This is a genomic window from Pseudomonas mandelii, from assembly GCF_024138395.1.
Lineage (GTDB): Bacteria > Pseudomonadota > Gammaproteobacteria > Pseudomonadales > Pseudomonadaceae > Aquipseudomonas > Aquipseudomonas mandelii_E.
In genome coordinates, this window is record NZ_JAMYDU010000003.1 from 259245 (window position 1) to 286220 (window position 26976).

General features: G+C 60.1%; 22 protein-coding genes and 2 pseudogenes. 6 read left to right on the plus strand and 18 right to left on the minus strand.

What is annotated here, in order from left to right; genetic code table 11:
- Positions 1 to 127: 127 nt before the first annotated feature.
- Entirely contained in the window at positions 128 to 1075 is a 948-nt protein-coding gene (locus NHU87_RS07410) for a choline ABC transporter substrate-binding protein (protein WP_253547029.1), read from the minus strand.
- A gap of 157 nt (positions 1076 to 1232) precedes the next feature.
- Here NHU87_RS07410 and NHU87_RS07415 point away from each other — a divergent pair.
- Positions 1233 to 1340: pseudogene (locus NHU87_RS07415) on the plus strand (metal ABC transporter ATP-binding protein); the annotation flags it as partial.
- On the opposite strand, the gene hutG reads toward NHU87_RS07415, so the two are convergent.
- The 11 genes from hutG to hutC form a co-directional block, all read right to left on the minus strand.
- The gene (gene hutG / locus NHU87_RS07420; RefSeq protein ID WP_253547032.1) at positions 1331 to 2134 is read right to left on the minus strand and encodes an N-formylglutamate deformylase; all 804 of its coding nucleotides are present in this window, start codon (positions 2132 to 2134) and stop codon (positions 1331 to 1333) included. The pseudogene NHU87_RS07415 and the gene hutG overlap by 10 nt on opposite strands.
- Before the next feature lie 10 nt (positions 2135 to 2144).
- On the minus strand, positions 2145 to 3350 hold the full coding sequence (gene hutI, locus NHU87_RS07425; RefSeq protein ID WP_253547035.1) for an imidazolonepropionase: 1206 nt from the start codon (positions 3348 to 3350) through the stop codon (positions 2145 to 2147).
- Positions 3351 to 3450: 100 nt separating this feature from the next.
- Positions 3451 to 4983: a histidine ammonia-lyase gene (gene hutH / locus NHU87_RS07430; protein WP_253547037.1), complete on the minus strand. Its 1533-nt coding sequence runs from the start codon at positions 4981 to 4983 to the stop codon at positions 3451 to 3453.
- A 117-nt stretch (positions 4984 to 5100) separates the two neighbouring features.
- Complete coding sequence (hutH, locus tag NHU87_RS07435; protein ID WP_253547039.1) at positions 5101 to 6624, minus strand: histidine ammonia-lyase; 1524 nt, start codon at positions 6622 to 6624, stop codon at positions 5101 to 5103.
- Between the two features lie 167 nt (positions 6625 to 6791).
- The gene (locus NHU87_RS07440) at positions 6792 to 7643 is read right to left on the minus strand and encodes a quaternary amine ABC transporter ATP-binding protein (RefSeq protein ID WP_053078303.1); all 852 of its coding nucleotides are present in this window, start codon (positions 7641 to 7643) and stop codon (positions 6792 to 6794) included.
- A complete protein-coding gene (locus NHU87_RS07445; RefSeq protein ID WP_123499998.1) occupies positions 7640 to 8491 on the minus strand; it encodes an ABC transporter permease in 852 nt (283 codons plus the stop codon). Before NHU87_RS07445 ends, NHU87_RS07440 begins: the two co-directional genes overlap by 4 nt.
- A gap of 71 nt (positions 8492 to 8562) precedes the next feature.
- Positions 8563 to 9531 (minus strand): ABC transporter substrate-binding protein, encoded by a 969-nt coding sequence (locus tag NHU87_RS07450; protein WP_253547042.1) that lies wholly within the window; start codon positions 9529 to 9531, stop codon positions 8563 to 8565.
- A gap of 68 nt (positions 9532 to 9599) precedes the next feature.
- Positions 9600 to 11072 carry a purine-cytosine permease family protein gene (locus tag NHU87_RS07455; protein WP_253547045.1) on the minus strand — a complete coding sequence of 491 codons (1473 nt, stop codon included), beginning with the start codon at positions 11070 to 11072 and terminating at the stop codon, positions 9600 to 9602.
- Positions 11073 to 11211: 139 nt separating this feature from the next.
- Positions 11212 to 12900, minus strand: coding sequence for a urocanate hydratase (gene hutU / locus NHU87_RS07460; RefSeq protein ID WP_253547048.1), 1689 nt, complete (start codon positions 12898 to 12900; stop codon positions 11212 to 11214).
- Positions 12901 to 13351: 451 nt separating this feature from the next.
- Positions 13352 to 13921 (minus strand): HutD/Ves family protein, encoded by a 570-nt coding sequence (locus NHU87_RS07465; RefSeq protein ID WP_253547050.1) that lies wholly within the window; start codon positions 13919 to 13921, stop codon positions 13352 to 13354.
- Positions 13922 to 13929: 8 nt separating this feature from the next.
- Positions 13930 to 14598: a histidine utilization repressor gene (gene hutC / locus NHU87_RS07470; protein WP_238542634.1), complete on the minus strand. Its 669-nt coding sequence runs from the start codon at positions 14596 to 14598 to the stop codon at positions 13930 to 13932.
- Between the two features lie 200 nt (positions 14599 to 14798).
- Between hutC and NHU87_RS07475 the strand changes: the two genes are divergently transcribed.
- The gene (locus NHU87_RS07475; protein WP_253547052.1) at positions 14799 to 16163 is read left to right on the plus strand and encodes a formimidoylglutamate deiminase; all 1365 of its coding nucleotides are present in this window, start codon (positions 14799 to 14801) and stop codon (positions 16161 to 16163) included.
- A 116-nt stretch (positions 16164 to 16279) separates the two neighbouring features.
- On the opposite strand, the gene NHU87_RS07480 is transcribed toward NHU87_RS07475, so the two are convergent.
- Positions 16280 to 16849 carry a lipocalin family protein gene (locus NHU87_RS07480; RefSeq protein WP_253547054.1) on the minus strand — a complete coding sequence of 190 codons (570 nt, stop codon included), beginning with the start codon at positions 16847 to 16849 and terminating at the stop codon, positions 16280 to 16282.
- Between the two features lie 33 nt (positions 16850 to 16882).
- On the minus strand, positions 16883 to 17137 hold the full coding sequence (locus NHU87_RS07485) for an outer membrane protein assembly factor BamE (protein WP_253547056.1): 255 nt from the start codon (positions 17135 to 17137) through the stop codon (positions 16883 to 16885).
- 292 nt (positions 17138 to 17429) lie between these two features.
- On the opposite strand from NHU87_RS07485, the pseudogene NHU87_RS28585 reads away from it, so the two are divergent.
- The 4 genes and pseudogenes from NHU87_RS28585 to NHU87_RS07500 form a co-directional block, all read left to right on the plus strand.
- Positions 17430 to 18452 (plus strand): annotated as a pseudogene (locus tag NHU87_RS28585) (HAMP domain-containing protein); the annotation flags it as partial.
- A 93-nt stretch (positions 18453 to 18545) separates the two neighbouring features.
- Complete coding sequence (locus NHU87_RS28590; protein WP_437180826.1) at positions 18546 to 19310, plus strand: methyl-accepting chemotaxis protein; 765 nt, start codon at positions 18546 to 18548, stop codon at positions 19308 to 19310.
- Positions 19311 to 19525: 215 nt separating this feature from the next.
- A complete protein-coding gene (locus NHU87_RS07495; RefSeq protein WP_030129260.1) occupies positions 19526 to 19798 on the plus strand; it encodes a type II toxin-antitoxin system Phd/YefM family antitoxin in 273 nt (90 codons plus the stop codon).
- On the plus strand, positions 19795 to 20127 hold the full coding sequence (locus NHU87_RS07500) for a type II toxin-antitoxin system RelE/ParE family toxin (protein WP_253547060.1): 333 nt from the start codon (positions 19795 to 19797) through the stop codon (positions 20125 to 20127). Before NHU87_RS07495 ends, NHU87_RS07500 begins: the two co-directional genes overlap by 4 nt.
- 12 nt (positions 20128 to 20139) lie before the next feature.
- Here NHU87_RS07500 and NHU87_RS07505 read toward each other — a convergent pair whose 3' ends face one another.
- From NHU87_RS07505 to NHU87_RS07520, 4 genes are all read right to left on the minus strand, one after another.
- The gene (locus NHU87_RS07505; protein ID WP_253547061.1) at positions 20140 to 20742 is read right to left on the minus strand and encodes a DUF924 family protein; all 603 of its coding nucleotides are present in this window, start codon (positions 20740 to 20742) and stop codon (positions 20140 to 20142) included.
- Between the two features lie 3 nt (positions 20743 to 20745).
- Positions 20746 to 21756, minus strand: coding sequence for a class 1 fructose-bisphosphatase (locus NHU87_RS07510; protein WP_253547063.1), 1011 nt, complete (start codon positions 21754 to 21756; stop codon positions 20746 to 20748).
- A 265-nt stretch (positions 21757 to 22021) separates the two neighbouring features.
- Positions 22022 to 23389 carry a DUF3999 domain-containing protein gene (locus tag NHU87_RS07515; RefSeq protein WP_253547065.1) on the minus strand — a complete coding sequence of 456 codons (1368 nt, stop codon included), beginning with the start codon at positions 23387 to 23389 and terminating at the stop codon, positions 22022 to 22024.
- Positions 23386 to 26973, minus strand: a complete 3588-nt coding sequence (locus tag NHU87_RS07520) for a DUF2339 domain-containing protein (protein WP_253547067.1) — start codon at positions 26971 to 26973, stop codon at positions 23386 to 23388. The genes NHU87_RS07515 and NHU87_RS07520 overlap by 4 nt, the downstream gene beginning before the upstream one ends.
- Positions 26974 to 26976: the final 3 nt, after the last annotated feature.

The window sequence follows — 26976 nt, forward strand, 5'->3', positions numbered from 1 at the left end:
GAGCGTGGCTTGCCCGCGAAGAATGCGCCGCGGTATTTCAGGTATTACGCGTCATCGTTCTTCGCGGGCAAGCCACGCTCCCACAGGTTCTGCGTCCCCTTCGCCACAGTGATTCCCGCTCGACCAGTCAGTTTTTCAAACTGGCCTGAACGGTTGCCACACCCTCCTTGCCGTCAAAACTGCTGACACCCGTCAGCCAGCGTTGAAGATCTTCGGGATGATCACGCAGCCATTGCCTGGCGACATCCTGCGGCGTCTTGCGCTCCATGATCGGTACCATCAACTGGCTTTCCTGTGCGGCGGTAAAGGTCAGGTTTTCCAGCAGGCGGTTCACGTTCGGGCAGCGTTCGGCATAGTCCGGTGCGGTCACGGCGGAAACGGTCGCCGCGCCTTCGTTCGGCCCGTAGACGTCTTCGCTGCCGGTCAGGTAGGCGATGTTCATGTTGATGTTCATCGGATGCGGGGTCCAGCCGACGAACACCACGAACTCCTTGCGATTCACCGCCCGCTGCACGGCGGCGAGCATCCCGGCTTCACCGGACTCGATCAGCTTGAAGTCCTTCAAGCCAAAGTGATTGGTTTCGATCATGGTTTTGATCGTGGTATTGGCACCACTACCCGGTTCGATGCCGTAGATCTTGCCGCCGAGCTGATCCTTGAATCTGGCAATGTCGGCGAAGGTTTTCAGGCCCGCCGCCGCAACATAATCAGGCACGGCAAGGGTCGCCTGGGCATCGGCCAGGCTCGGTTTGTCCATGACCTTCACCTGATTGGCGGCCAAGAATGGGGCGATGTTTTTGTCCATCGCCGGTTTCCAGTAACCGAGAAAGATATCGAGGCGTTTGTCGCGGATGCCGGCGAAGATGATTTGCTGCACCGCGCTGGTTTGCTTGCTTTCGTAGCCAAGGCCGTTGAGCAGCACATCGGCCATGCCACTGGTGGCGATCACGTCGGTCCAGTTGACCACGCCCATGCGTACGGTCTTGCAGGATGGGTCGTCACTGGCCAGAACGCTTGTACTCAGAAGAGCCGTGCCGCAGAGGATTGAGAGACAGCGGGTGAACAGTCTTTTCATCGGAGAGTCTCGTGCGGCAGATTATTGTGAGGGCCGGTGTCTTCGTGCACCGTGCCCAGAACATTACGCAGCGTCGAGAGGGTAAAAGCGAACTGTAGCGACCGGGATTTGCACGGTGGCGACAGTCTCAATCAGGTATCGAGGCGGGTGATGACCTGTGGGAGCGGGCTTGCTCGCGAAAGCGGTGGGTCAGGCAATATCAATGTTGACTGTGCCGCCGTCTTCGCGAGCAAGCTCGCTCCCACAGGTTAGTGGTTATGCGTTGTAACGCTGTTGCCCCCACGCCAGCAGCCCTTGCAGCAATTCCCTGAGCACCACTTGCGTCGGCGCCGCCAGGTCCGGGCGATAGCGGAAGGGCTCGAACTCTTCCATGTACGTGCACTGACCCAACTCCAGTTGCACGGCATGGATGTTCTCGGCCGGGTTGCCGTAATGGCGGGTGATGTGCCCGCCCTTGAAGCGACCGTTCAGCACATGGCTGTAATCGCCATGCCGTGCGCAGATGGCTTCCAGTTGGCTGGCCAATTGTGGATCGCAACTGGCGCCGTTGAAGGTGCCAAGGTTGAAGTCCGGCAGTTTGCCGTCGAACAGGTGCGGAATTATCGAGCGGATCGAGTGCGCATCGAACAACAACGCGTAGCCGAATTCGGCTTTCAGCCGCGCCAGTTCTTCCTGCAAGGTGCGGTGATACGGCGTCCAGATGTGCTCCAGATAAGTCGCCCGTTCTTCGGCCGATGGCTCCAGCCCTTCGCGGAACAATGGGATACCGTCGAACAACGTCGCCGGGTACAGGCCAGTGGTGGCGCCGACATATAAAGGCTTGTCGTCGGACGGTCGATTCAGGTCGATGACAAACCGCGAGTACTCGGCTGCCAGGGTGCTGGCGCCCAGCTCGGCAGCGAATTCGTAAAGCCTTGGGATGTGCCAGTCGGTGTCCGGCAGGCTTTTCGCGTCGGGAATCAACCCGGCCTCGACCGCTGGGGTCAGGCGCAGACCGGCGTGGGGCATGCTGATCAGCAGCGGCACGCGGCCTTGTTTGAAGTTCAGAACCTTATCCACAACTGCTCTCCTAAACGCTCGTTTCGACGCCGTGACGCACGACGCGTTTTTCCAGGTCGCCGCCCAGCCAGTACGACAAGTCGGCCGGTCGATCAATCTGCCAGGCGACGAAGTCTGCGACTTTGCCGGCTTCCAGCGAACCGTGAGTCTCGGCCATGCCCAGCGCGGTGGCGGCGTGAATCGTAGCGCCAGCCAAGGCTTCTTCCGGGGTCATGCGAAAGCAGGTGCAGGCCATGTTCAGCATCAAGCGCAACGACAGCGCCGGCGAAGTACCGGGATTGAGATCGCTGGCGATGGCGATTTTTACGCCGTGTTTGCGCAGGGCTTCCATCGGCGGCAATTGGGTTTCCCGCAGGAAGTAGAACGCGCCGGGCAGCAACACCGCGACGGTGCCGGACTTGGCCATGGCGATGGCGTCGTCTTCGGTCATGAATTCCAGATGATCGGCGGACAACGCGTGGTAACGCGCCGCCAGACTCGAACCGTGCAGCGACGACAATTGCTCGGCATGCAGCTTCACCGGCAAGCCGAGGTTCTGCGCGGCGACGAAAACCCGTTCGACCTGCTCCGGCGAAAACGCCAGGTATTCGCAAAAAGCGTCCACCGCATCCACCAGCCCTTCGGCCGCCAGCGCTGGAAGCATCTCGGCGCAGATGTGATCGATGTAGTCGTCGGCGCGATCAGCGTATTCCGGCGGCAGAGCGTGGGCGGCCAGGCAAGTGCTGCGTACGCTGACCGGCAGCTCGGCGCCGAGACGGCGGATGACCCGCAGGATTTTGCGTTCGCTGGCCAGGTCCAGGCCGTAGCCGGACTTCATCTCGACCGTGGTCACGCCGTCGCGCATCAGGCTCTTCAGGCGCTTGGCGGCGCTGGCGAACAGCTCGTCTTCGGAGGCCAAGCGAGTGGCGCGCACGGTGCTGGCAATGCCGCCGCCGGCCGCGGCGATTTCCGCATAACTGACGCCTTGTAGACGTTGCTCGAATTCACCGCTGCGGTTACCGCCGAACACCGTGTGGGTGTGGCAGTCGATCAGGCCCGGGGTGACCCAGGCCCCGTTGAGGTCATTGACGGCCGGGTATTCGCCCGACGGCAGTTCGCCGCGCGGACCAACCCACTCAATGTGCGCACCTGACGTCACGATGGCCGCGTCCTCGATGATCGAGTAGACGCCTTGCGCCATGGTCGCGACGTGGCAGTGTTGCCAGAGGGTTTTCATCCCTTAGTCTCCACAATGTTCAAAATCGTATCGCGGGCAAGCCCGCTCCCACAGGTTCAGCGAGATCCTTGTGGGAGCGGGCTTGCCCGCGAAGAGGCCATTACAGACTAGGCAGCAACTTCGCCGTGACCAGCTCGCTCAGGCAACGGGTCGCCAACAACTCGCTAGCCGAGTTGATATCAGGAGCAAAGAAGCGGTCCTTCTCGTAGAACGGCACTTCAGTACGCAGGATGGCGCGGACTTTTTCCAGTTTTGGCGAGGTCTTCAGACCTTCGCGCAGATCCAGCCCCTGAGCTGCCGCCAACCATTCCACCGCCAGAACACCACGCGTGTTTTCCGCCATTTCCCACAGACGCTTGCCCGCCGCCGGAGCCATGGACACGTGGTCTTCCTGGTTGGCGGAAGTCGGCAGACTGTCCACCGAGTGCGGATGAGACAAAGCCTTGTTCTCGCTGGCCAAGGCCGCCGCGGTCACCTGGGCGATCATGAAGCCGGAGTTCACACCACCATTGGCCACCAGGAATGGCGGCAATTGCGACATGTGCTTGTCCATCATCAGCGAGATGCGGCGCTCGCTCAGGGAACCGATTTCGGCAATGGCCAGTGCCATGTTGTCGGCGGCCATGGCCACCGGCTCGGCGTGGAAGTTACCGCCGGAGATCACGTCGCCTTCAGCGGCGAACACCAGCGGGTTGTCCGAAACGGCGTTGGCTTCGATGGCGAGCACTTCGGCGGCCTGACGAAACTGGGTTAGACAGGCGCCCATGACTTGCGGCTGGCAGCGCAGGGAGTACGGGTCCTGAACCTTTTCGCAGTTCTGGTGCGAGTCGGACACTTCGCTGCGCTCGCCCAGCAGATCACGGTAAGCGGCAGCGGCGTCGATCTGGCCTTTCTGGCCACGAGCGGCATGAATGCGTGCATCAAACGGCGAGCGCGAGCCCAGTACCGCTTCGACGGTCAGGGCACCCAGCGCCACGGCACCGGCGAACAGATCTTCGCCTTCAAACAAGCCACGCAAGGCGTAAGCGGTGGAAACCTGAGTACCGTTGAGCAGCGCCAGACCTTCTTTAGCGGCCAGGGTCAGCGGTGTCAGACCGGCAACTTTCAGCGCTTCGGTTGCTTGCATCCACTCGCCTTTGTAGCGAGCTTTACCTTCGCCCAGCAGCACCAGGGACATATGCGCCAATGGCGCCAAGTCGCCGGAGGCGCCGACCGAACCTTTCAATGGAATGTGCGGGTAAACCTCGGCATTGATCAGCGCGATCAGCGCGTCGATCACTACGCGGCGAATGCCGGAGAAACCACGGCTCAGGCTGTTGACCTTAAGCACCATGACCAACCGCACCAAGGCGTCGCTGATCGGCTCGCCAACACCGGCGGCGTGGGACAAAACGAGCGAGCGCTGGAGGTTTTCCAGGTCTTCGCTGGCGATACGGGTCGAGGCCAGCAGGCCGAAACCGGTGTTGATGCCATAAGCAGTGCGGTTCTCGGCGAGGATCTGTTCCACGCAGGCGACGCTGGCTTCGATTTGCGCCGAAGCGCTTTCGTCGAGGGTGATTTTGACCGGTTGCTGATAAACATCACGCAGTTGGGCAAGGCTCAGTTGGCCGGGAATCAGGTTAAGCGCAGTCATTTTGTGCTCCTTTTGAGAGTTTGTTATTAACTAGCCACACGCTCCGGAGATATCCGTTGTCCGTCGCTTCCCGCCTTTTGAGGGGATGGCGCCTTGGCACGCTGGCTTATGTAGAAATCAGTTCAGGTTCGGTAAAGCCTTGTGCAGCAAATTTGAATCTTTCAAAACACCGGCAGCAGCGGCGATGTCCGGCGCCAGCCAGCGGTCCTGGTCGTAGGCCGGAACCCGCTCACGCAGCAGACGCCACGCGATATCGGTGCCAGCGCCAAAGCGTTGTTCTTTGAGGAATTCGAACGCCTGGGATGCCAGCAAATATTCAATGGCGAGAATCTGCGTGCAGTTTTCCAGCGCGCGATGCAGTTTCAGCGCCGCGTTGGTGCCCATGCTCAAGTGGTCTTCCTGCAAGCCCGAGGTGACGTAGTTGTCGAGCACCGCTGGTTGCGCCAACTGGCGGTTTTCCGCACACAGGGACGCGGCAACGTACTGGACGATCATCATCCCGGAATTCACCCCGGGATTGGCCACCAGAAACGCCGGCAAACCGCTGACATGCGGGTTGATCAAGCGGTCCAGGCGACGCTCGGCGATAGAGCCGATTTCCGCCATGGCAATCGCCAGCAAATCCGCTGCCAATGCCACTGACTGACCATGCGGGTTGGCCTGGGACACCACCCGGAAGTCGTCCGGCGTGCCCAGCAGCATCGGGTTGTCGGTGACCGAGTTGAGTTCGGTTTCGATTTGCTTTTTCGCGTGCTCAAGTTGATCGCGAGCGGCGCCGTGGACTTGAGGGATCGAACGGATGCTCAACGCATCTTGAGTGCGAATACCTTTGCTGCTGGCAATCACCTCACTGCCATCGAGCAATGCGCGCAGATTGATACCGACTTGCTGCATGCCTGGATGCGGCTTGAGCGCGATGATCTCGGCGTCAAACGCGGCGATCTGACCGCGCTGAGCTTCGAAGCTCATGGCACCGATCACATCAGCCCACTGCACCAGACGCGTCGCATCGGCAATTGCCAAACAGCTGAGACCGGTCATGCACGGAGTGCCATTGACCAGGCACAAGCCATCTTTGGCGCCGAGCTGGACCGGTTGCAGACCTTCCTCGCTCAAGGCCTGCTGCGCGGAAACGATCTGCCCGCGATAGCTGACATTACCAACACCCAGCAGCGTGATTCCGATGTGGGCCATGTGGGTCAGGTAACCCACCGAGCCCTGGGAGGGCACTTGCGGGGTGATGCCACGATTGAGCAACGCCAGCAGCGCCTCGACCACCTGCCGATGCAGGCCGGATTTGCCATGGCTGTAATTGACGATGGCGGCGCACATGATTGCGCGGGTCTGCTCGTCGGCCAGCGGTGCACCGACGCCACAGGCGTGACTGAGCAAGGTGTTACGCGACAATTGGCTGAGTTGTTCGTCTTTGAGCGAGACGTTGCACAAGGCGCCAAGGCCGGTGTTGACGCCGTAGGCGCGCTCGCCGCTGGCGACGATGCGCTGGACGATCGCCTGGGCATTTTCAATCCGCGCCCACACCTGAGGCGACAGCTCGAGCTGCGCGCCGTGACGAGCGACGGCGACCACATCCTGCCAACGCAATGGAGCGTCGGCGATAACGATTTTTTCAGCCTGGGACATCTTTGACCTCATGCGTACAACCTGAATGTTGATGCAGCTTTACCGACGCCTTCGCGGGCAAGCCTCGCTCCTACAAGGTTTGTGTCGTTCCCACATTCGGAGGCAAACGCCAATCCTGTAGGAGCGAGGCTTGCCCGCGAAGAGGCCCGCCCGATCACCGCAAACCCTTAAACCACCGCAGCCCGCCGCTGTACAAACCGGTCCACATACTCATCCGCCGGCGAATGCAGGATCTCTCGTGGCGTGCCGACCTGAATCAGCCGGCCATCCTTGAGGATCGCGATGCGGTTGCCGATGCGCACGGCCTCGTCGAGGTCGTGGGTGATGAAGACGATGGTCTTGTGCAGGGTCTTTTGCAGCTCAAGCAACTGGTCCTGCATCTCGGCGCGGATCAGCGGGTCGAGGGCGCTGAAGGCTTCGTCCATCAGGATGATGTCGGTGTCCGCCGCCAAGGCGCGGGCCAGGCCCACACGCTGGCGCATACCGCCGGACAGCTGATGCGGGTATTTGTTTTCGTAGCCCTTGAGACCCACGGTGTTGATCCAGTGCAGCGCGCGTTCGGCGCACATTTGCTTGCTCTCGCCGCGTACTTTCAGGCCGTAGGCGACGTTATCCAGCACGGTCTTGTGCGGCAGCAGGCCGAAGCTCTGGAACACCATGCTGATCTTGTGCCGGCGAAATTCGCGCAAGGCTTCCATGTCGTATTGCAGGATGTCCACGCCGTCCACCAGGATCGCGCCGCTGGTGGGGTCGATCAGGCGATTGAAGTGGCGCACCAGGGTCGACTTGCCGGAACCCGACAGCCCCATGATCACGAAAATCTCGCCGGTGCCGATGCTCAGCGACAGGTCGTTCACGCCAACCACGCAGCCGGTTTCGGCCAATACCTGGTCTTTGGTCTTGCCCTGGCCAATCATGCCCAGCGCATCCTTGGAACGGCTGCCAAAAATCTTGAAGACGTTTTTGACTTCGATCTTGCTGATGGCTTCATTGCTTTTGCTAATGGCTTCGCTGCTCATTTGCTCACCTCATGCCGTGGCCGACCATACGCCTGAGTAATGCGGTCGATGACCACTGCCAGAATCACGATCGCCAGACCGGCCTCAAGACCACGTCCGACGTTGAGGGTCTGAATCCCCACCAACACATCTTCACCCAAGCCACGGGCACCGATCATCGAGGCGATGACCACCATCGACAGGGCCATCATGGTGGTCTGGTTGATCCCGGCCATGATGCTCGGCAGGGCCAGCGGCAGTTGCACGCCAAACAGTTGTTGCCAGCGGTTGGCGCCGAAGGCGTTGATCGCTTCCATCACTTCACCGTCGACCTGACGAATCCCCAGATCGGTCAGGCGGATCAGCGGCGGCGCGGCGTAGATCACCGTGGCGAAAATTGCCGGGACCTTGCCCAGGCCGAATAGCATCAATACCGGGATCAGGTACACGAAACTCGGCATGGTCTGCATGATGTCCAGCAGTGGCATCAGTACTGAACGCAGGCGATTGCTGCGCGCCGAGAGGATGCCCAGCGGAATGCCGATCAGCACTGAGATGACTGTCGCCACCATCATCAGCGCGAGGGTCTGCATCAGCTTGTCCCAGAGGCCGACCGCACCCACCAGGAACAGCAGACCGACGATGACCGACGTGGTCACGATTTTGCGGGTGGCGTGCCAGGCAACGCCCGCCACGATCGCCAGCATCAGCCACCAAGGCGCCGCACGCAGCAGCCCTTCAAGATTGACGATGGCCCACAACAGGGTGTCGGAGATGCTGCGGAACACGTCGCCATAGTTGGTGACCAGCGAATCGACCCAACTGTTGACCCAGTCGGCGATGGAAAAGGTAAAGCTTTCGGGAAACATAAAAAGACTCTCAATCAAGGGGTTGCGATCAAGCATCCGACTGCCGTCGCCGACAGTCGGAGACACTCGACCTACAAGGCCGCGTCGATCTTTTTGGCTGCGTCTTCGCTCACCCACGCGTGCCAGACTTCAGGATGTTCCTTCAAGAAGATCTTGGCCAGTTTTGGCGACTCGATCCGCTCTTTGGCCATGCGCCCGAGGTTCTGATTCAGCAGGTCGATCGGCAGGTTGACCTTTTCCAGCACGGCTACCAGTTCCGGGGCTTGCTCGTGGAAAGTTTTAGACAGGCCGACCTTGATGGTCACGGTTTTGTTCACGCCTGGCTTCTCTTCAAGTTTCACCACGTCGACCTGGCCCATCAGCGGCGTTGGCGACCAGTAGTAGAACAGGATCGGCTCGCCACGCTTGTAGCTCGACAGCACTGCCGCATCCAGCGCCGGGCCGGTGCCTGGGCGGAAGTTGGTGTAGCTATTTTCGAGGCCATAGCTTTTCAGCATTTCGCTGTTGTCCAATTCACAGGTCCAGCCAGCCGGGCAGTTGTAGAAACGGCCCTTGGAGGGCTCTTCGGCGTCCTTGAACACAGCGGAGTATTTGGCCAGATCGGCAATGTTCTTCAGGTCCGGCGCCTTGGGTTCCAGCTTGCGCTTGGCATCGCCTTCAATCACGTAGCGCGGCACGTACCAGCCTTCGACGGCCCCCACGACAGGAGCGCCGACACCGACGACTTTGCCGGCCTTCTCGGCTTTGTTCCAGACTTCGCTACGGCCGACCCACTCTTCGGCGAACACTTGAATGTCGTTGCTGCTCAGGGCGTTTTCCATGGTGATGGAGTTACCTGGCAGGCTGTCGGTCTTGCAGTCGTAGCCTTTCTCCAACACAACTTGCATCACGTCGGTCAGCAGCATGGCGCTTTCCCAGTTCAGGCCGGCGAACTTCACCGGTTTGCCCGATTCGCACCAGCCAGCCGCCTGAGTGGCGCCGGCGCTGGCCAGCAGGCCCATGGAAAGCAATGTGGTCAGCAGGGTCTTGTTCGATTTCATTGTTTGACGCTCCTAATCATGAGTTGGCTTACGGCAGTCAAGAGGCATCCAGCCCTGTCCACGTCCAATCAGGCCTGCGCTGCAGCGCGACCGGCCCCGCTTGTTTCAGGTTGTACATCGCTGTCCTGCTCGACCGGCAGGATCAGGTGATCGGGTACTGCGCTGTGCCATTTTTTCGCGCACACGTAATACAGGGCTGCGGGAAGCACCAGACCGATGATCCAGGAAATATCCACACCACCCAGAGCGTCCACCAGCGGACCGGTATAGAACTTGGTAGAAATGAACGGCAGTTGCACCAGCACACCGAAGACATAGACGCTGATACCGAGCGGGTTCCAACGGCCGTAGCGACCGTTCGGATCGGCCAGCGCCGGCACGTCATAGCGCTCGCGAGTGATGCAGTAGTAGTCCACCAGGTTGATCGCGCTCCATGGCGTGAAAAAAGCCAGCAAAAACAGGATGAAGGACTTGAACGCACCGAGGAACGAGTGCTGACCGAGCAACGCGATCAGGGTCGCAGTGCCTACGATGACCAGCACGAAGACCAGACGCTGCAAGTGCGTTACCCGCAGGTCACCACGGAAACCGCTGATGACGGTCGCAATGCACATAAAGCTGCCGTAGGAGTTCAGCGTGGAGATGGTGACCTTGCCGAATGCGATGCTGAAGTACAGCAGCGCGGCGGTGGCACCGCTGCCGCTCAAACCAACGATGTAGGCCACTTCGTGGCCGGCGAATTGCCCGTTGGCCATGGCGGCGGCAAACACACCGAGGATCATCGCCACCTGTGCGCCAATGACCGAACCGGCACCGGCGGCGAAAAAGGTTTTCACCGAGGACGTGCTACTCGGCAGGTAGCGTGAGTAGTCAGCCACGTAGGGGCCGAAGGCGATCTGCCAGGACGCTGCGAGCGATACCGCGAGCAGGAAGCTGCTCCAGCTGAAGTGGCGGATTTGCAGGAGTGCGCCAACGTCCGTCTGGCTCATCAGGCGACTGAACAGGTAAACGAAGGCAATCACGCCAATGACACTGGCGACACGGCCGATGAAATGAATCACCCGATAACCGAGCACCGTGACCAGTACGATGACACTGGCGAAAATGAGGATACCGACGCTGTCGCTGACGCCAAACAACTGGCCCAGCGCCTGGCCGGAAAGCACGGTGCCCGTTGCGGTGAAACCGAGGTACATCAGACACACCAGCACGATCGGGATGGCCGCGCCGTACACACCGAACTGTACCCGGCTGGAAATCATCTGCGGCAGGCCAAGCTTGGGCCCTTGCGCCGCATGCAGCGCCATTACGCCACCGCCGAGCAGTTGACCGATCAACAGACCGATCAACGACCAGAACACGTCACCGCCCAGCACCACGGCCAGAGCCCCGGTGACAATCGCGGTGATTTGCAGGTTGGCACCCATCCACAGGGTGAACTGGCTCAACAGACGACCGTGTCTCTCCGCTTCCGGGATGTAGTCGATCGAACGTTTCTCGATCAACGGTTTACTGCCTGCACGATCGCTGTTAACAGCCATGTTCAACCTCTGTGGATTGTTTGTCGGTGTTGGTGATCCCTGTAGGAGCGAGGCTTGCCCGCGAACCGCGGTGTGTCAGAAAAGACGCCTTCGCGGGCAAGCCTCGCTCCTACAGGTTTTGCATCAGGCCAAAGCCTGTTTATTTGCCGGTAATCATCGGCAAGTTCAGACCTTGCTCCTTGGCGCAGTCGATCGCGATCTGGTAACCGGCATCGGCGTGACGCATAACGCCAGTAGCCGGGTCGTTGTGCAGCACGCGAGCGATACGCTCGGCCGCTTCGTCAGTACCGTCGCAGACAATCACCATGCCCGAATGCTGGGAGAAGCCCATGCCGACGCCGCCGCCGTGGTGCAGGGAAACCCAGGTCGCACCGCTCGCGGTGTTGAGCAGAGCGTTGAGCAGTGGCCAGTCGGACACGGCGTCGGAACCGTCCTGCATCGATTCGGTTTCGCGATTCGGGCTGGCAACAGAGCCGGAGTCCAGGTGGTCGCGACCGATCACGATTGGCGCGGACAATTCACCGCTGCGGACCATCTCGTTGAAGGCCAGACCGAGCTTGGCGCGCAGGCCCAGGCCAACCCAGCAGATACGTGCCGGCAGACCCTGGAAGCTGATGCGCTCGCGAGCCATGTCCAGCCAGTTGTGCAGGTGGGCATCGTCCGGGATCAGTTCTTTTACTTTGGCGTCGGTCTTGTAGATGTCCTGCGGGTCGCCCGACAGTGCAGCCCAACGGAACGGGCCGATGCCGCGGCAGAACAGCGGACGGATATAAGCCGGTACGAAGCCTGGGAAGTCGAACGCGTTCTCGACGCCTTCTTCCTGAGCCATCTGACGGATGTTGTTACCGTAGTCGAAGGTCGGAATGCCCATTTTCTGGAAGTCGAGCATCGCTTTAACGTGCACGGCCATGGATTGCTTGGCGGCTTTGACCACAGCAGCAGGCTCGATCTTGGCGCGAGCGCGGTACTCTTCCCAGGTCCAGCCGGCCGGCAGGTAGCCGTTGAGCGGGTCGTGGGCGCTGGTCTGGTCGGTGACCATGTCCGGGCGCACGCCGCGCTTGACCAGTTCCGGCAGGATTTCAGCCGCGTTCCCCAGCAGAGCGATGGAAATCGCTTTGCCTTCTTTGGTGTATTTGGCGATGCGGGCCAGCGCGTCGTCGAGGTCGGTGGCTTGCTCATCGACATAGCGGCTGTTCAGGCGGAAATCGATGCTGACCTGCTGGCACTCGATGTTCAGCGAGCACGCGCCGGCCAGAGTTGCGGCCAATGGTTGCGCGCCGCCCATGCCGCCGAGGCCTGCGGTCAGGACCCAACGACCTTTCAGGTCATCGTTATAGTGCTGGCGACCGGCTTCGACGAAGGTTTCGTAGGTGCCCTGAACGATGCCCTGGCTGCCGATGTAGATCCAGCTGCCGGCGGTCATCTGGCCGTACATGGCCAGGCCTTTGGCGTCGAGTTCATTGAAGTGTTCCCAGCTCGCCCAGTGCGGCACCAGGTTGGAGTTGGCGATCAGCACGCGCGGGGCGTTGCTGTGGGTCTTGAACACGCCGACCGGCTTGCCGGATTGCACCAGCAGGGTCTCGTCGTCGTTCAGGTTGGTCAGGCTTTCGACGATCTTGTCGTAGCATTCCCAGTTACGGGCCGCACGACCAATACCACCGTAAACCACCAGTTCTTTAGGGTTCTCGGCGACTTCCGGGTCGAGGTTGTTCATCAGCATGCGCAGCGGCGCTTCAGTCAGCCAGCTTTTGGCGGTCAGCTTGTTACCGCGAGCGGCACGAATTTCAACGTCACGAAACTTTGTAGGTTTCTGGGTATTGTCAGTCACGAAAAAGACTCCTCAGCGATCAATCCAAACCAACCCTGGCGGTGGGCAAGCCAGCCTGTGCGCGTCAAAGCGACACAAGCGAATCAGTGGACGTTGCGGGGAGCCTCGAATCGACTCATACGCATACGTCTTTACTTGTACATACAAGCATATGCAATCAAGCGGCCAACTTGCTGGATGAGTGCTCAAGAAAAGTTTTTGGATGGCTGGAAAGCCCATGGATCAAGGGTTTCAGCGTAGATGAAATTTTTTTGAGGTTTGTTTGAGCGAACAGGGAGTTGTTACGTGAACGTGGTTTTGCGCCACGCTGGGGCGTTCGGTAACAAAGTGGTGCGCAATGGGAAACGGGTTTTGAGCCCTGAAAAGCATCGCGGGCAAGCCCGCTCCCACAAGTACGATGATGTCCCTGTGGGAGCAGGCTTGCCCGCGATAGAGGCGACTCGGTGCTGGATCAGCGTGCGGCCAGCTCGATCACACAGCACTGACCCTTGACGGAGATATCCAGCAGACCAACGTTACCGTCCAGCTGCAGACAATCATGGCGCCCTAGCTGAGAGGCGCTGTTACCCACCGTCACTTCAAGCTGTTCAGCGACGCTGAACACCAACACGGTGCCGGCCGAGCTGAAAAACCGCTGATCGCCCTCCAGCCACTGCAATCGCGCGTGGTAACGGTCCGGCGCATAAATCAGGTTGAAATCGCGAATCGGCCCGCCGAGTAATGTGCAGGACACATGACTCTCGCCACTGAACGCAAACGGGTCCAGCGGTAACAACGGACGCGTGTCCTGACCGTCGACGCGCAAGCTCATGCCCTCGCCTTGCAGCACGGTGATCACCCGCTCATAGCCGGCAAAGATGGAAAACCCGCCCGACTCACCGATGTCGGCAATCGACAGGCGCCAGCCGAAACCCTCAAGGCCGGCACCTCCATCACGGGTGATTTCTTCGGTGCTGCCACCGCCGTTTTTCCACGGCATGCGCGGGTAATCGATCGCGCGTAAAACTTTCAACTGGCTCATAGGGCTCTTTACTTGTGGAACCGTCCTTCCAGACGATGGCGGGAACCGGGGTGGATCAAACGGGCGGCGGTCACGGGCTGACGGCCAGACCAGGTGCGGCGACGAATCAGCAGGCACGGCTCGCCCTTCTCAATCTGCAGCAATTTGCATTCGGACGGCTCGGCGAGAATCGCTTCGACCACATGCTCGCCTTCGGTCAACGGCGCGACCTGATTCAGATAGGCGTAGGGCGTTTGCAGGGTGAAGTCTTGCTTGAGGTAGTCCGGCGCGACCAGCGCGTTGACGAAACGGTCTTCGATTTGCACCGGAATATCGTTTTCGAAATGCACGATCAGCGAGTGGAAAACTTTCTGGCCTTCGCGCATGTCCAGGGCCACGGCCCGCTCGGAACCGGCGGCCTCTTCTTCAAGGGTGATCACCTTGCAGGTATGGCGATGGCCACGGGAGGCGATCTCGTCGGCGATGTTGTGCACTTCAAACAAGGCAGACTGGCTTTTCGGCTCGGCGACGAATGTTCCGACACCCTGCATGCGCACCAGCAAGCCGTCGGCGGTCATCTCGCGAAGCGCGCGGTTGATAGTCATGCGGCTGAAACCCAGCTGACTGACCAACTCGCTTTCCGACGGAACACGGTAGTGCGGCGGCCAGTTTCCACTGTCGATCTGCTGGGTAATCATCTGTTTGACGCGGGCGTACAAGGGCGCCGGACTGTCGCCCAGATTGGCGCTCAGATTGGCATTCGGCGGCAATGTGGCAGAGGGAGTCGGCACGTTTGATCCTTGTTCATTTAATAGGAGTTGCTAGCTTGCCGGAGTTTACCGAGCAGGCAAACGTCTGTATATGTATATACAAATAACACACGATGGGGTGCTGAACCATGTCCGCCTTCTTTGCCGAACGCGCGCTGCTGCCTAGTGGATGGGCCAACAATGTACGTCTTGAGGTCAGCGTCGATGGCATGCTGACCCATATCCAGGCCGATTCCCACGCAGATGATGCCGAGCGGCTGAGCGGTCCGCTGCTGCCGGGGATGCCGAATTTGCACTCTCACGCCTTCCAGCGGGCCATGGCCGGTTTGGCGGAAGTGGCGGGCAATCCGAACGACAGTTTCTGGACCTGGCGCGATTTGATGTACCGGCTCGTCGGAAAAATCAGCCCGGACCAACTCGGCGTCATCGCCCGTCAGCTGTACATCGAAATGCTCAAGGCCGGTTACACCTCGGTCGCGGAATTTCATTACGTACACCACGACACGAGCGGCCAACCATACGCAGACGCGGCCGAACTGGCGCTGCGCATCAGCCAGGCGGCCAGCTCCGCCGGTATTGGTTTAACCCTGCTGCCAGTGCTCTATAGCCACTCCGGTTTCGGCGGCCAGACCCCGAACGAAGGTCAGCGCCGCTTTATCAACAGCACCGAAAACTACCTGAAATTGCAGTCGCGCTTGCAGCCGCTCCTGGCGCAACAGCCGGCGCAGGCCCTGGGTTTGTGTTTCCACTCTTTGCGCGCGGTTACACCGCAACAGATCAGTGAAGTGCTGGCAGCCAGTGACAAGCAGTGCCCGGTACACATTCACATTGCCGAACAGCAGAAGGAAGTCGATGACTGCCTGAGCTGGAGCGGTCGCCGTCCGCTGCAATGGCTGTACGAAAACACTGAAGTCGATCAGCGCTGGTGCCTGGTCCACGCGACTCACGCCAACCCGGAAGAAGTCACGCTCATGGCCAAGAGCCGCGCCATCGCCGGCCTGTGCCTGACCACCGAAGCCAACCTTGGCGACGGGATTTTTCCGGCGGTGGATTTCCTGGCGCAGGGTGGGCGCATGGGCATCGGTTCCGACAGCCATGTGTCATTGAGTGTGGTGGAAGAATTGCGCTGGCTGGAATACGGCCAGCGTCTGCGCGATCAGCGGCGTAATCGTTTGTATGGCGCGGATCAGCCGATGGTCGGCCGCACACTGTACGACGCCGCGCTGGATGGCGGTGCCCAAGCGCTAGGACAGCCGATTGGCGCCCTGGCAGTCGGCAAGCGCGCGGATTGGTTGGTGCTGGATGGCAACGATCCGTACCTGGCGACGGCCAGTGGCGATGGAATTCTCAACCGTTGGTTGTTTGCCGGTGGTGATCGTCAGGTGCGCGATGTGCTGGTCAACGGCCAGTGGGTTGTGCGTGATGGGCGCCATGCCGAGGAAGAAGAAAGTAACCGCGCCTTTACCCAGGTTCTGCGCGATCTCTTGGGCTGACACCCTATAAATCTGTGGGAGCGAGCTTGCTCGCGATGGGGCCACCAGGTTCAACAATGATGTTGACTGACAGTCCGCTATCGCAAGCAAGCTCGCTCCCACAGGGATATGTGCGATCAGTTAGACGTCTTGGCCATCTTGGTATCCGACGTGCGCCAGATCAGTCGCGTCGTGTCATAACCCTGCTGACGCGCCTTGCTCAGCAGCTCTTCGCGCACTACACCATTGACCGTCGGGGTGCGTGACAGCAGCCAGAGATGGCGGCGGCTCGGGTCACCGACAATCGCGGTCTTGTAATCATCGCTGACGTACAACACCCAGTACTCTCCCTTCGCCATACCCGGGATCAGTCGCGAGAACCAGGTATCGAACTCGACCCACAGCTTGTCGGCCTTGCCGGGCACCTGTGGATAAGCCGTGCCTTTGGCCTCTTCCCATTGCCAATCCGACGTCAGGCAGCGGTTCAATACCGCCATGTCACCGTCAGGCTTGAGGGTGTAATGGGCCTCGGATTGCGCGCAGTTGCGCTGGAAATACATCGGCAGACGCGCTAACTCGTACCAGGTTCCCTGGTAACGCTTGAGGTTGACCGTGTTGACGGTCTTGGGTGCCAACGTATCTACGCCAGAAGTGGCGCAGCCGGCCAGTACCAGGCCGGCAAAAAGAACGATCAGTAACCGCTTCATTATTTTTTTCTCCCGCGGGCGAACAGCCCCGGTTTACTTCAGGCCTTGGCCGGAAAACATCAGCACTTTGTCACCGGCATACTGCACGCTGATAAAGCTTTTTTGGTCACCCCAAGTGCAACTGGACATGCCGAGCGCGCCCGAGCAATCGGTCGGTTTGCCCAGCAAGGTTTCAACCTCGGCCTTGGGCATGCCGGTCGACAGCTTCGAGTAATTTTCCTGATTGATCTTGCCGCACGCTGCCAACAACACGCAGAACGAGAGCAAGGCGATAGATCGCAGCGACATGGTGTAACTCCTGGGGGTAGGGAATGGCATGGCTGCCAAGCTGAAGCTTAGAAGAGAAAACACCTGTCTGGTTCCCTGAGGATTCGGCTATTTGTTTGGTCGCCCGTCAGCCTTTTGACGATAAATCAGCCACTTTTTCGCGCCGCTGAGTATTTCGTCGGTTTTCGCAGAAGCCGCCTAATCTTTGGCGCTGGCCAGTCGACATAGAAACAGCGCAAAGCCTTCCACTGTGGCAAATTGACACCCCTTGTTGACCAGCCCCTTAGCGGTAGCTCATTTAATGACCAGAAACATGAAATTCAGCCACAAAATCCTGTTGGCAGCCGCTCTCGTGGTGGCCGTTGCATTCGCCTGTTTCATCCTGTTCAACGATTACCGCCAGCGGCAGACCCTGCTCAGCAGTACCGAGTCCTCGATGCAGGAACTCGGCAGCCTGACCACCAGCAACATCCAGACCTGGCTGGAAAGCCGCATCCAGTTGCTGCAATCGCTGTCCCAGCAAATCACCGTGGACGGCAGCGCCCAGGCCAACCTCAAGCGCGCCATCGACCTGCCGGCCTACACCAGCAACTTCCAGCTGAGCTACTTCGGCGGCACCGATGGTGTGATGTTCTCGGTCCCGGCCGGCAATCGCGCGGCGGACTACGACCCGCGCGCTCGTGGCTGGTACAAGGCAGCCAACAACGCGCAACAGACCATCGTCACTGAACCCTACATTGCGGCGTCGTCGGGCAAACTGGTGATCACCGTTGCCACGCCAGTGAAGCATCAGAATCAAATGATTGGCGTCGCCGGTGCAGACATTGATTTGTCCAGCGTCAGCGCGATCATCAACTCGTTAAATTTCGGTGGCCACGGCCATGCGTTCATTGTCAGCGCAGACGGCAAGATCCTGATTCACCCGGACAGCAAACTGGTGCTCAAGAACCTGGCCGACGCTTACCCCAACGGCGCGCCGAAAATCAGCCCGGGCCTGAAGGAAGTCGAACTGGACGGAAAAACCCAGTTTGTCTCCTTCACTCACATTAACGGTGTGCCATCTGCAGACTGGTACGTGGCGCTGGTGCTGGATAAAGAGACCGCGTTCTCGATGCTCAGCGAATTCCGCACCTCGGCAATCATCGCCATGATCATTGCCGTGGTGATCATCATCGCGCTGCTGAGCATGTTGATCCGCGTGCTGATGCAACCACTGCTGACCATGGGCCGCGCCATGCATGACATCGCCGAGGGCGAAGGCGACCTGACCAAGCGTCTGACCATTCACGGCCAGGACGAATTCGGTGCGCTGGGCATCTCGTTCAACCGTTTTGTGGAGCGGATTCATACCTCGATCCGCGAAGTGTCCTCGGCCACCGGCCAAGTCAACGAAGTCGCCTTGCGCGTAGTGGCTGCATCGAACTCATCGATGTTCAACTCCGATCAACAAGCCTCACGCACCAGCAGCGTGGCTGCGGCGATCAATGAACTCGGCGCCGCCGCTCAGGAAATCGCCCAGAACGCCGCCCTTGCTTCGCAGCATTCGAGCGACGCCCGTGCCTTGGCCGAAGACGGTCAGCACGTGGTGGATAAAACCATCGCAGCCATGCAGCAGCTGTCGGCAAAAATCAGCGACTCCTGCGGCAACATCGAAACCCTGAACAGCAACACGGTAAACATCGGCCAGATTCTGGAAGTGATCACCAGCATTTCGCAGCAAACCAACCTGCTGGCGCTCAACGCAGCCATTGAAGCAGCCCGTGCCGGTGAAGCCGGTCGTGGTTTTGCCGTGGTCGCGGATGAGGTGCGCAACCTCGCCCACCGCACTCAGGATTCGGCGCAGCAAGTGCAGAAGATGATCGAAGAACTGCAAGTCGGCGCCCGGGAAGCGGTCAGCACCATGACCGACAGCCAGCGCCAGAGCGAAAGCAGCGTCGGCATCGCCAACCAGGCCGGCGAACGCCTGGGTAGCGTGACGCAGCGCATCGGTGAGATCGACGGGATGAACCAGTCCGTGGCGACCGCGACCGAAGAACAGACGGCCGTGGTCGAGTCGATCAACGTCGACATCACCGAGATCAATACGCTGAACCAGGAAGGTGTGGAGAATTTGCAATCGACCTTGCGTGCGTGTGCTGATCTTGAGCAGCAGGCAGCGCGGTTGAAGCAGTTGGTTGGCAGTTTCCGGATCTAGTGCCTTCAAGGTCCCTTTGCGGGCAAGCCTCGCTCCTACAGGGATTGGCGCACCGCGCATAAATTGTAGGAGCAAGGCTTGCCCGCGAAGACGGCATTGGCTGCAACGAAAATCTAGAACGAGACCCGACTCCTGGAAACGTTGGTCGGTGCAGCCTGACGCAGGACTGAATTAAGACTAAACTCAGTCCTATCCAATCTGACGAGGCTCATCCCATGAAGCTTTCATCCCAAATCAAGCCGATCAGTTACCTGAAAAGCCACACTGCAGAAATCGTTAAAACGCTCACCGAGAGCCGTGAACCCTTGGTGATCACCCAAAACGGTGAAGCGAAGCTTGTGGTCATGGATGTGAAAAGCTTTGAAGAGCAAGAAGACACAATGGCTCTTTTAAAGCTCTTGGCAATGGGCAATCGGGAGATTGAGGAGGGCAAGTTTCGGGATGCCGAAGACGTCTTTGCAGAAATGGACAAGGCCGACCATCAATGAGCTTAAAGGTCGTCATTCTTCAGTCCGCCGAAACAGACCTCAAAGAAATTCGTACTTATCTCACCAAACAATTTTCTTCACAGACATGGCAAAACACCTACGCCAATCTGAAAGCAGCCATCCGTCATTTGGGAAGCCAGCCCTATGCCGGGTCAGTCCCGGAAGAGATTGAGAAGCTCAATCTCAGCCAATATCGACAAACTCTCTCGGGAATGAACCGGATCATTTATGAGGTGCGGGGGCAAACGATCTACGTCCACATCATTGCCGATACGCGGAAAAACCTGCCCACACTGCTGATGAAGCGACTGTTACAAGGAAATCCGTGAGTTCGCAGCCCATCAGAACCGCGATCCCGGCCCACTCAAAAACTCAATTTCCTCAGCCGTAGATTCGCGTCCCAGCACCGCATTGCGATGGGGAAACCGCCCAAACCGCGCAATGATCTTTTGATGCCGCTCGGCATAATCCAGGTTGTCGGCAAACACCGCCCGATCCGCCTCTGGTTGCTGTTCAACCAGATCAAGAAACCGCGAAACCGCTTCGTTCTGCACCGCCAGGTTTTCGCAGTGCTCGAACACCAGATAGATAAACACTCGCTGGATCGGTCGCAGTTGCCGATCGAAATCCGCGGCAATGCCTTGCGCTACCAGTGCCTGAGCCCTGAGATCGCCTGAAAAGGATTTGGGGGTATCGCGAAAGATCATTCGCGGCAGTTGATCGAGCAGCAGCACCAGGGCCAGCCAACCTTCAGGGCATTGCACCCATTCAGTCAATCCGCCGGCCAGTGCCTGCTCGACCAGATCCCCGAAACGCATCCGCGCTTCGAGGTCCTGGCTGTCGCGCTTGCCGAACCATAACTTGCCCTTGTCAGCCGCTATTTCGTTGGGGGATTCGAAAGATCCGAACCACCATTCGAGCAACGGCTGCCAAGGCGCGGTCATGGTTTATTCCTTGTGGTAAGCCGTGACGCGGACAACTTCTTCTTTCGAACCGAGGAACACCGCAACACGCTGGTGCAGGCCTTCCGGCTGGATGTCGAGGATGCGCTGGTGACCGTCGGTGGAGGCGCCGCCGGCTTGTTCGACCAGGAACGACATCGGGTTGGCTTCATACATCAGGCGCAGTTTGCCCGGCTTCGACGGCTCGCGGCTGTCGCGTGGGTACATGAACAGACCGCCGCGGGTCAGGATGCGGTGTACATCCGCCACCATCGCGGCGACCCAACGCATGTTGTAGTTCTTTTTCAGCGGGCCTTCTTCGCCTGCCAGTAATTCGCCCACGTAGCGCTGTACCGGAGCTTCCCAGTGACGCTGGTTGGACGCGTTGATGGCAAATTCCTGGGTGGTTTCAGGAATGGTGATGTCTTCGTGGGTCAGGACGAAGCTGCCCATTTCACGGTCCAGGGTGAAACCTTTCACGCCGTCACCCAGGGTCAGGATCAGCATGGTCTGTGGACCATAGATGGCATAACCGGCGGCCACTTGCTGAGTACCTGGCTGCAGGAAAGCCTTTTCATTCAACGGCTCGTTCTGGCTCAGGTATTCGTTCGGGCAACGCAGTACCGAGAAGATGGTGCCGACCGGGGCGTTGATGTCGATGTTCGACGAACCGTCCAGCGGGTCGAATACCAGCAGGTACGCGCCTTTCGGGTATTTGCCCGGGATCTGGTAGGCGTTGTCCATTTCTTCGGACGCCATGCCGGCCAGGTGACCGCCCCACTCGTTGGCTTCGAGCAGGATTTCGTTGGAGATCACGTCGAGCTTCTTCTGCACTTCGCCCTGGACGTTTTCAGTGCCCATGCTGCCCAGAACGCCACCCAGGGCGCCTTTGGAGACGGCGTGGCTGATTTCCTTGCAGGCACGCGCCACCACTTCGATCAGGAAGCGCAGATCGGCAGGAGTGTTGTTGCTGCGGGTCTGCTCAATCAAATAGCGACTCAAGGTAACGCGGGACATGGAAGGCTCCGGTGGAATGGGGGGCTAAAAACCCGCGCAGTTTAACGCGAGTCGGGGCGCATTTCCTCCTATCAGACGTGATACACCCAATAGAGTTCATGTGCGGGGTTGAGCGTAGTTCGAAATGGGGCCGTGATTGGCGACAGTTTCAATATTTTTGGTGGCCGGAAGGACGCCTTCGCGGGCAAGCCTCGCTCCTACAGGGTTGGTGGATTACCTGTAGGAGCGAGGCTTGCCCGCGAATGGCGCGCAGCGCCAGCCATCCTCAGGATTTGGCCGCAGGCTTGCGCAACAAGCTGAACGCCATGGCCCCCAAAAACAGCACGCTGAGCAACAGCACCGCCCACAACCCGAATTTCTTCCAGTTCGTGTCCGCCACCGTTGGCACGGTCGCCGCCGGAGTCACCACGACCCCACCCTCCACCGTCGCCTTGCCCAACGCCGCCAGCTTTGCAGCGCTGTAATCCGGTATCAGCGTCGACAATGGCAAGCTCGCCGCCTTCACCGTCGCACTCCCCAGCGCCAGCGTATAAGGCCCGGCCCCGCGCGCCAGGAACACCAGTTGTGTGGAGCGCACGGCAAATCGGACGGTCGGCGCTTCGGCGCCCAGGCCACCGCCGCGCTCATCCACTGTCAGCTTCAATTGCTGCACGGTCTGGCCTGGCAGCTGCAATTCGTTCTGCACCACCTCCTGGCTGTTCTGGGTCAAGCGGTAGAGCAAACCGCTGGTCAGCGTTTGCCATGGCAAGCTGGTTTCCCGGCGACCCGACAATGTCACCGGTGCCAGGCTGTTGGGTTGATTCAGCTCGATCTGCAAGCGCTGGACGTTCAACCCCATCGGCAATTGCCAGACGTACTCACCGGCCTTCACGCTGGTGCCGGCCAATGGTTGCGACCAGACCAACGGCAGCGGCAAGGTGCGTGGGTTGGTGCTTTCCAGTTGCGCCGACGTCAGCACCGGTGCCGATTGCGGTGAACTCCACAGCAAGCGCAGGTAGCGCGCCGATTGCCCCGGCAGCCCAACTTCATGTTGCTCGACCCGTTCATCGGCAAACGTCAGACGCGCCACTTGCCCTTCGCCCCACGACTGCCAATGCTGCAAATCGTCGCTGGCTTCAATGCTGAAGCGCTGAAAACCGTCGCGATCGCTGGTCCAATCGAGGATCAATTGCTGCAATGGCGCCTTGATTCGACTGGCATCGAGTAACCAGCCGCGCAGCTCTTCTTCGCCTGCCTCCAACTGGCTGGACGGCTGCACTTCGATCAACGTGCCGTTGGTGTTCGATTGCACCCGCACACTTGGCGCGCGTTCGGTGGCATCCGCTGAGTTGTACAACGGGAACCACTTCACGTCGTGAAGCATGCGGTTTTCGCGGGTCTGCCCGGGTTCTCTGGCCAAGGCATAAGCCTGAGGCTCACCAGCGGCGTTGAACACGCGTAGATCGCTGAGATCGGTTTGCCGCGCTTTCAGCTGCACGTCCAAGGGCAACTCCAGGCGATACCACGGGCCCTCGCCACTTACCGACAACGGCATCTGCGCGGCAAAGTCCGCCGGTTTTTCCTGCGCGCCGACCGACAGTGTCACACCCAACACCACAGCCCCCCACCAGCCCAGGTTCAGCTTCTGACTCAAGACGACACTCCTTCGGTTTCAGGGGCCGGTTTTTCAACATCCGGCACAGCCTCGGCACGCTTGGGCGGCAACGGAGCAAAATAGCCCACCACCAACAGCAACACACCAACGCCGATAAACGACACGATCCGCGCGAGCCCGCCGCGGTTACTCAATTCAACGAAGAACAGTTTGGCGACCACCAGCCCTATCAGCGCCGCGCCGATCAGCCAGACTTCGCGGCGATGACGCAGATGCCCACCGATCATCAGACTCAGGGCCATCAGGGTCCAGACGATGGACAGGCCGGCCTGCACCAGCATCGACCCAAGCAGCAGGTCCAGCGCGTACGGCACGCCACCCCAGTGGTGAGCCGCGCGCATCACCAGCGCAGTGAAGAAGACGAACAGCGAAACCCCGGCAATCACTTGCGTGGCGTTATCGGCGTACTCCTTGCGTATCGCCAGTTGCGTCACGGCGCTGCGAGACCAGACGTAAACGCCGAACAAGGCAAACAACAGACCCAGCTCCAACGGGTTGATCAGTGGCACATACGGCAACGGCTCAGCAGTACCGTCACTGGCGATGTTCGCCAGCCAGAACCAGCCGAGCATCAACAACGCCAATGGCGCAGCGGCATAGAGCCGATACTCGCGGGGATACTCCGATACCGGCCATGGCCACGCACGCGGCGCGGCCATCAGCACCAGATACAGGCTCGGCAGAATTGCCCAGCCCAACCAGCGCCAGGCGTTGTACTGTTCCGACAACAGCAGCAGACCGTAACGCAGCTCCAAGGCCAACACGCCGATCAACAGCCAGCAGCCGAGTACATGGGCGGTGCTCAGGGCGTTGGCGGGCAGCATCGCCGCCAAGCGTCGCAGTGAGATGAAATGCACGACGAATACCGCGGCCCAAACCAGCCAGCCGAAGTTGGCGGCCGGGTGATAACGCGAATGCCAAGCGGCGAGCAGCACCAGACCGGCGGCGGGAATCAGCAAGGTGCAGAGCAAGCCCAGCGACGACCACTTCAGGCGCAACGCCAACAACGTCCACAGCGCGACACTCACAGCAGCGACGGCCAGCAACAAGGTGGCTTGCAGATTCGACGGCGCAAAGCGCAGCACTTCACTGACCCACGCCAGCGCCCACCAACCCGCGCCCCACACCAGCAACACTTCGGACAAACGCTGCAGGCTCAACCCATCGAAGGCCGAAGCATGGTTGCCGAGCTGTAAACGCCAGGCCCCGCCGAATGCAGCCAGCCCCAACACCAGCGGCGTCCAGAAGCCGCTATGCGCCAGCGGCCGCAACCCTTCGTTGAGTAGCGGGCCGAGCAGGTCCGGCCCGGCGAACAGGAACGCAGCGCCGCCGATCACCTGCAACAGCAGACCAAAGACAAAACTCACGCGCTGCTTCAGGTACAGGCTCAGCCAGATGATGAACAAACCACTGGCGGCCCACACCGCGCTCGCGGTTTGCCACGGCAACACGAACAGCACGGCGAGGTTGATCAGCACCAGACCGGCCAGCAACACCACTGACAAGCCCCGCAGCAAACGCACGTCGCTGCGCACCATTTCGTCGCGGGCCGCCAGCAACATACCGGCGATCAACGCCAGTCCGATCAGTGACGCGCTGAGCAAACCGCTCCAACCGGCGCTGAACACCGCGGCAGACTCACCACCCGCCCCTTGCAGCCGCAGCAGGAACAACGCACCGCCGAGCAGTTGCACGGCGAACGCGGTGAACAGGAAGGTTCGCGATTGCAGGCGCAGGCCGACGAACAGCGTCGCCAATCCGGCCAGCGCCCAACTGATCGCCGTGCCGTGAGTGAAGAAGAACAGCGGCGCCAGCAGATAAAGGAACGTCAGCCCCAGGCAAGCCAGCACCGGCAGCCCTTGGCGTTCCCACTTTGAGGCCTGTTCGGGCAACGCTTTGCGCAATTGGTAAAAGCTGAACAGCAGCGCCACGCCGAGCATCAACGCTCCCAGCGGCGCGCCATCGAGCAGGCTGTTCTCGCCGATCCGCAGCTCACTGAGAAACGCCAGTGCCGAGCCCAGTTGCAGCAGCAAGGCAAAGGCTCGCGCCAGCGGTCGTTGTTGACGCAGGCCGAGCCAGAAAATCCCCGCGCCTTCCACCGCCCAGGCAGCCGCGGTCCAACGCGCATCGAGTCCCAAGGGGATCGCCAGACTGGCGAAAATCACCCCGAGCGCCAGACAGGTTTCCGCCAACAACAGTGCTCGACCGCCCGCCAGCCACCGGGCCAACCCCATGTAAATCATGCCCAGCGCCAAGGCGCTGAAAGCGGCGGCAAATTCCAGATGCTCCACCAGCGCGAACTGCAAACCGAAGCCCACCAGCGGCGGGCCGAACAGCATCGTTCCGTCGACGTGATCACCTTTGCGCGCTGACCAGTGCAGCAGTGCCTCGCGGCTGTCGTCCTCGGGTGCATCGCTCATTTCCAGCAGCTTGCGCCGAGCGAACAACAGGCCGATGGCCAGATACATCAGGAAAAACAGAATCAGGAATGGCTCGGTGCTCCACAGCAATTCCGGTGTATAGGAACGCAGGCCCCACGCCAACCCGATGCCGAAGGTGCCGACAAAACCGATCAGGTTGAGCAACCGCCACGCCTTGAACCACGCGATGGCGAGAATGCCGGCGTTGAGCAAGGCAAAGTAGCTGAACAGCGCGACATGGTTGCCGGCGCCGGTGGAAGTGAGGATCGGTGCGGCGAAACCGCCCAAGGCGGCTGCGGCGGCCAAGCCTAAGGCGTTTTGGGTAATGGCGAGAATTGCCGAGAACACCGTTACCACCACCAGCAGCCCCAGTGCAGCCGTGGGGTCGAGCAACGGATGCAGACGCATCGCGGCAAATACTGTCAGGTACAACACCGCAATCCCGGTGCCTTGCAGCATCAGCGCGTAATTGCTGTTGCGCAGTCGCAGCAACCAGCCCAGTGCGAGCAAACCCAAGGCCGCCGCCGCGACACCGGCGTAACGCAACTCGACCGGCACCACCATGCCTTCGGTGGCATAACGCAACAGGAAGGCCAGACCGAGGAACAACAGCACCACGCCGACCCGCAGCACGGTATTGCCGCCGAACAGCCAGTTGCGCGCGCCGCTGATAGCCCGATCGATGAAGTTCGGGCCGCGCGGCGCTGCCGGTTGCTGTGGTTCGCGGGCGACCGGTTCGGGTTTCCAGGCATCCGCGGGCGGCGGACGACTGGCTTCGGTGGCGGCCGGCGTGATGGGTTCGAGTTCGGGCGGCAGCTCCCAGATCAATTCCGGGGCTGCGACAGGGGCTTGCTCGAGAATGATTTCAGGGGATGGAACGGGTTCGATGGCGGCAGGCTCAGTGGCTTCAGGTGTTTTTACGCCCGACACTTCCAGTAAGGCCAGTCGCTGCTCGAGCGCATTCAGCGCAACCTGCGCCTGATCGAGTAAGCGCCGCTGTTCGGCGGTTTGGGTACTCAAGCGGCCAATGCGGATGGCTTGGCCAATACCCAGCCCGAGCAAAGCGCCCAACAGCGCCCCGCTGAACGACTCATCGAGTAGCCAGCCCAGCAGCAGCCCAATCAGCATGAACATCCATTGCATGGT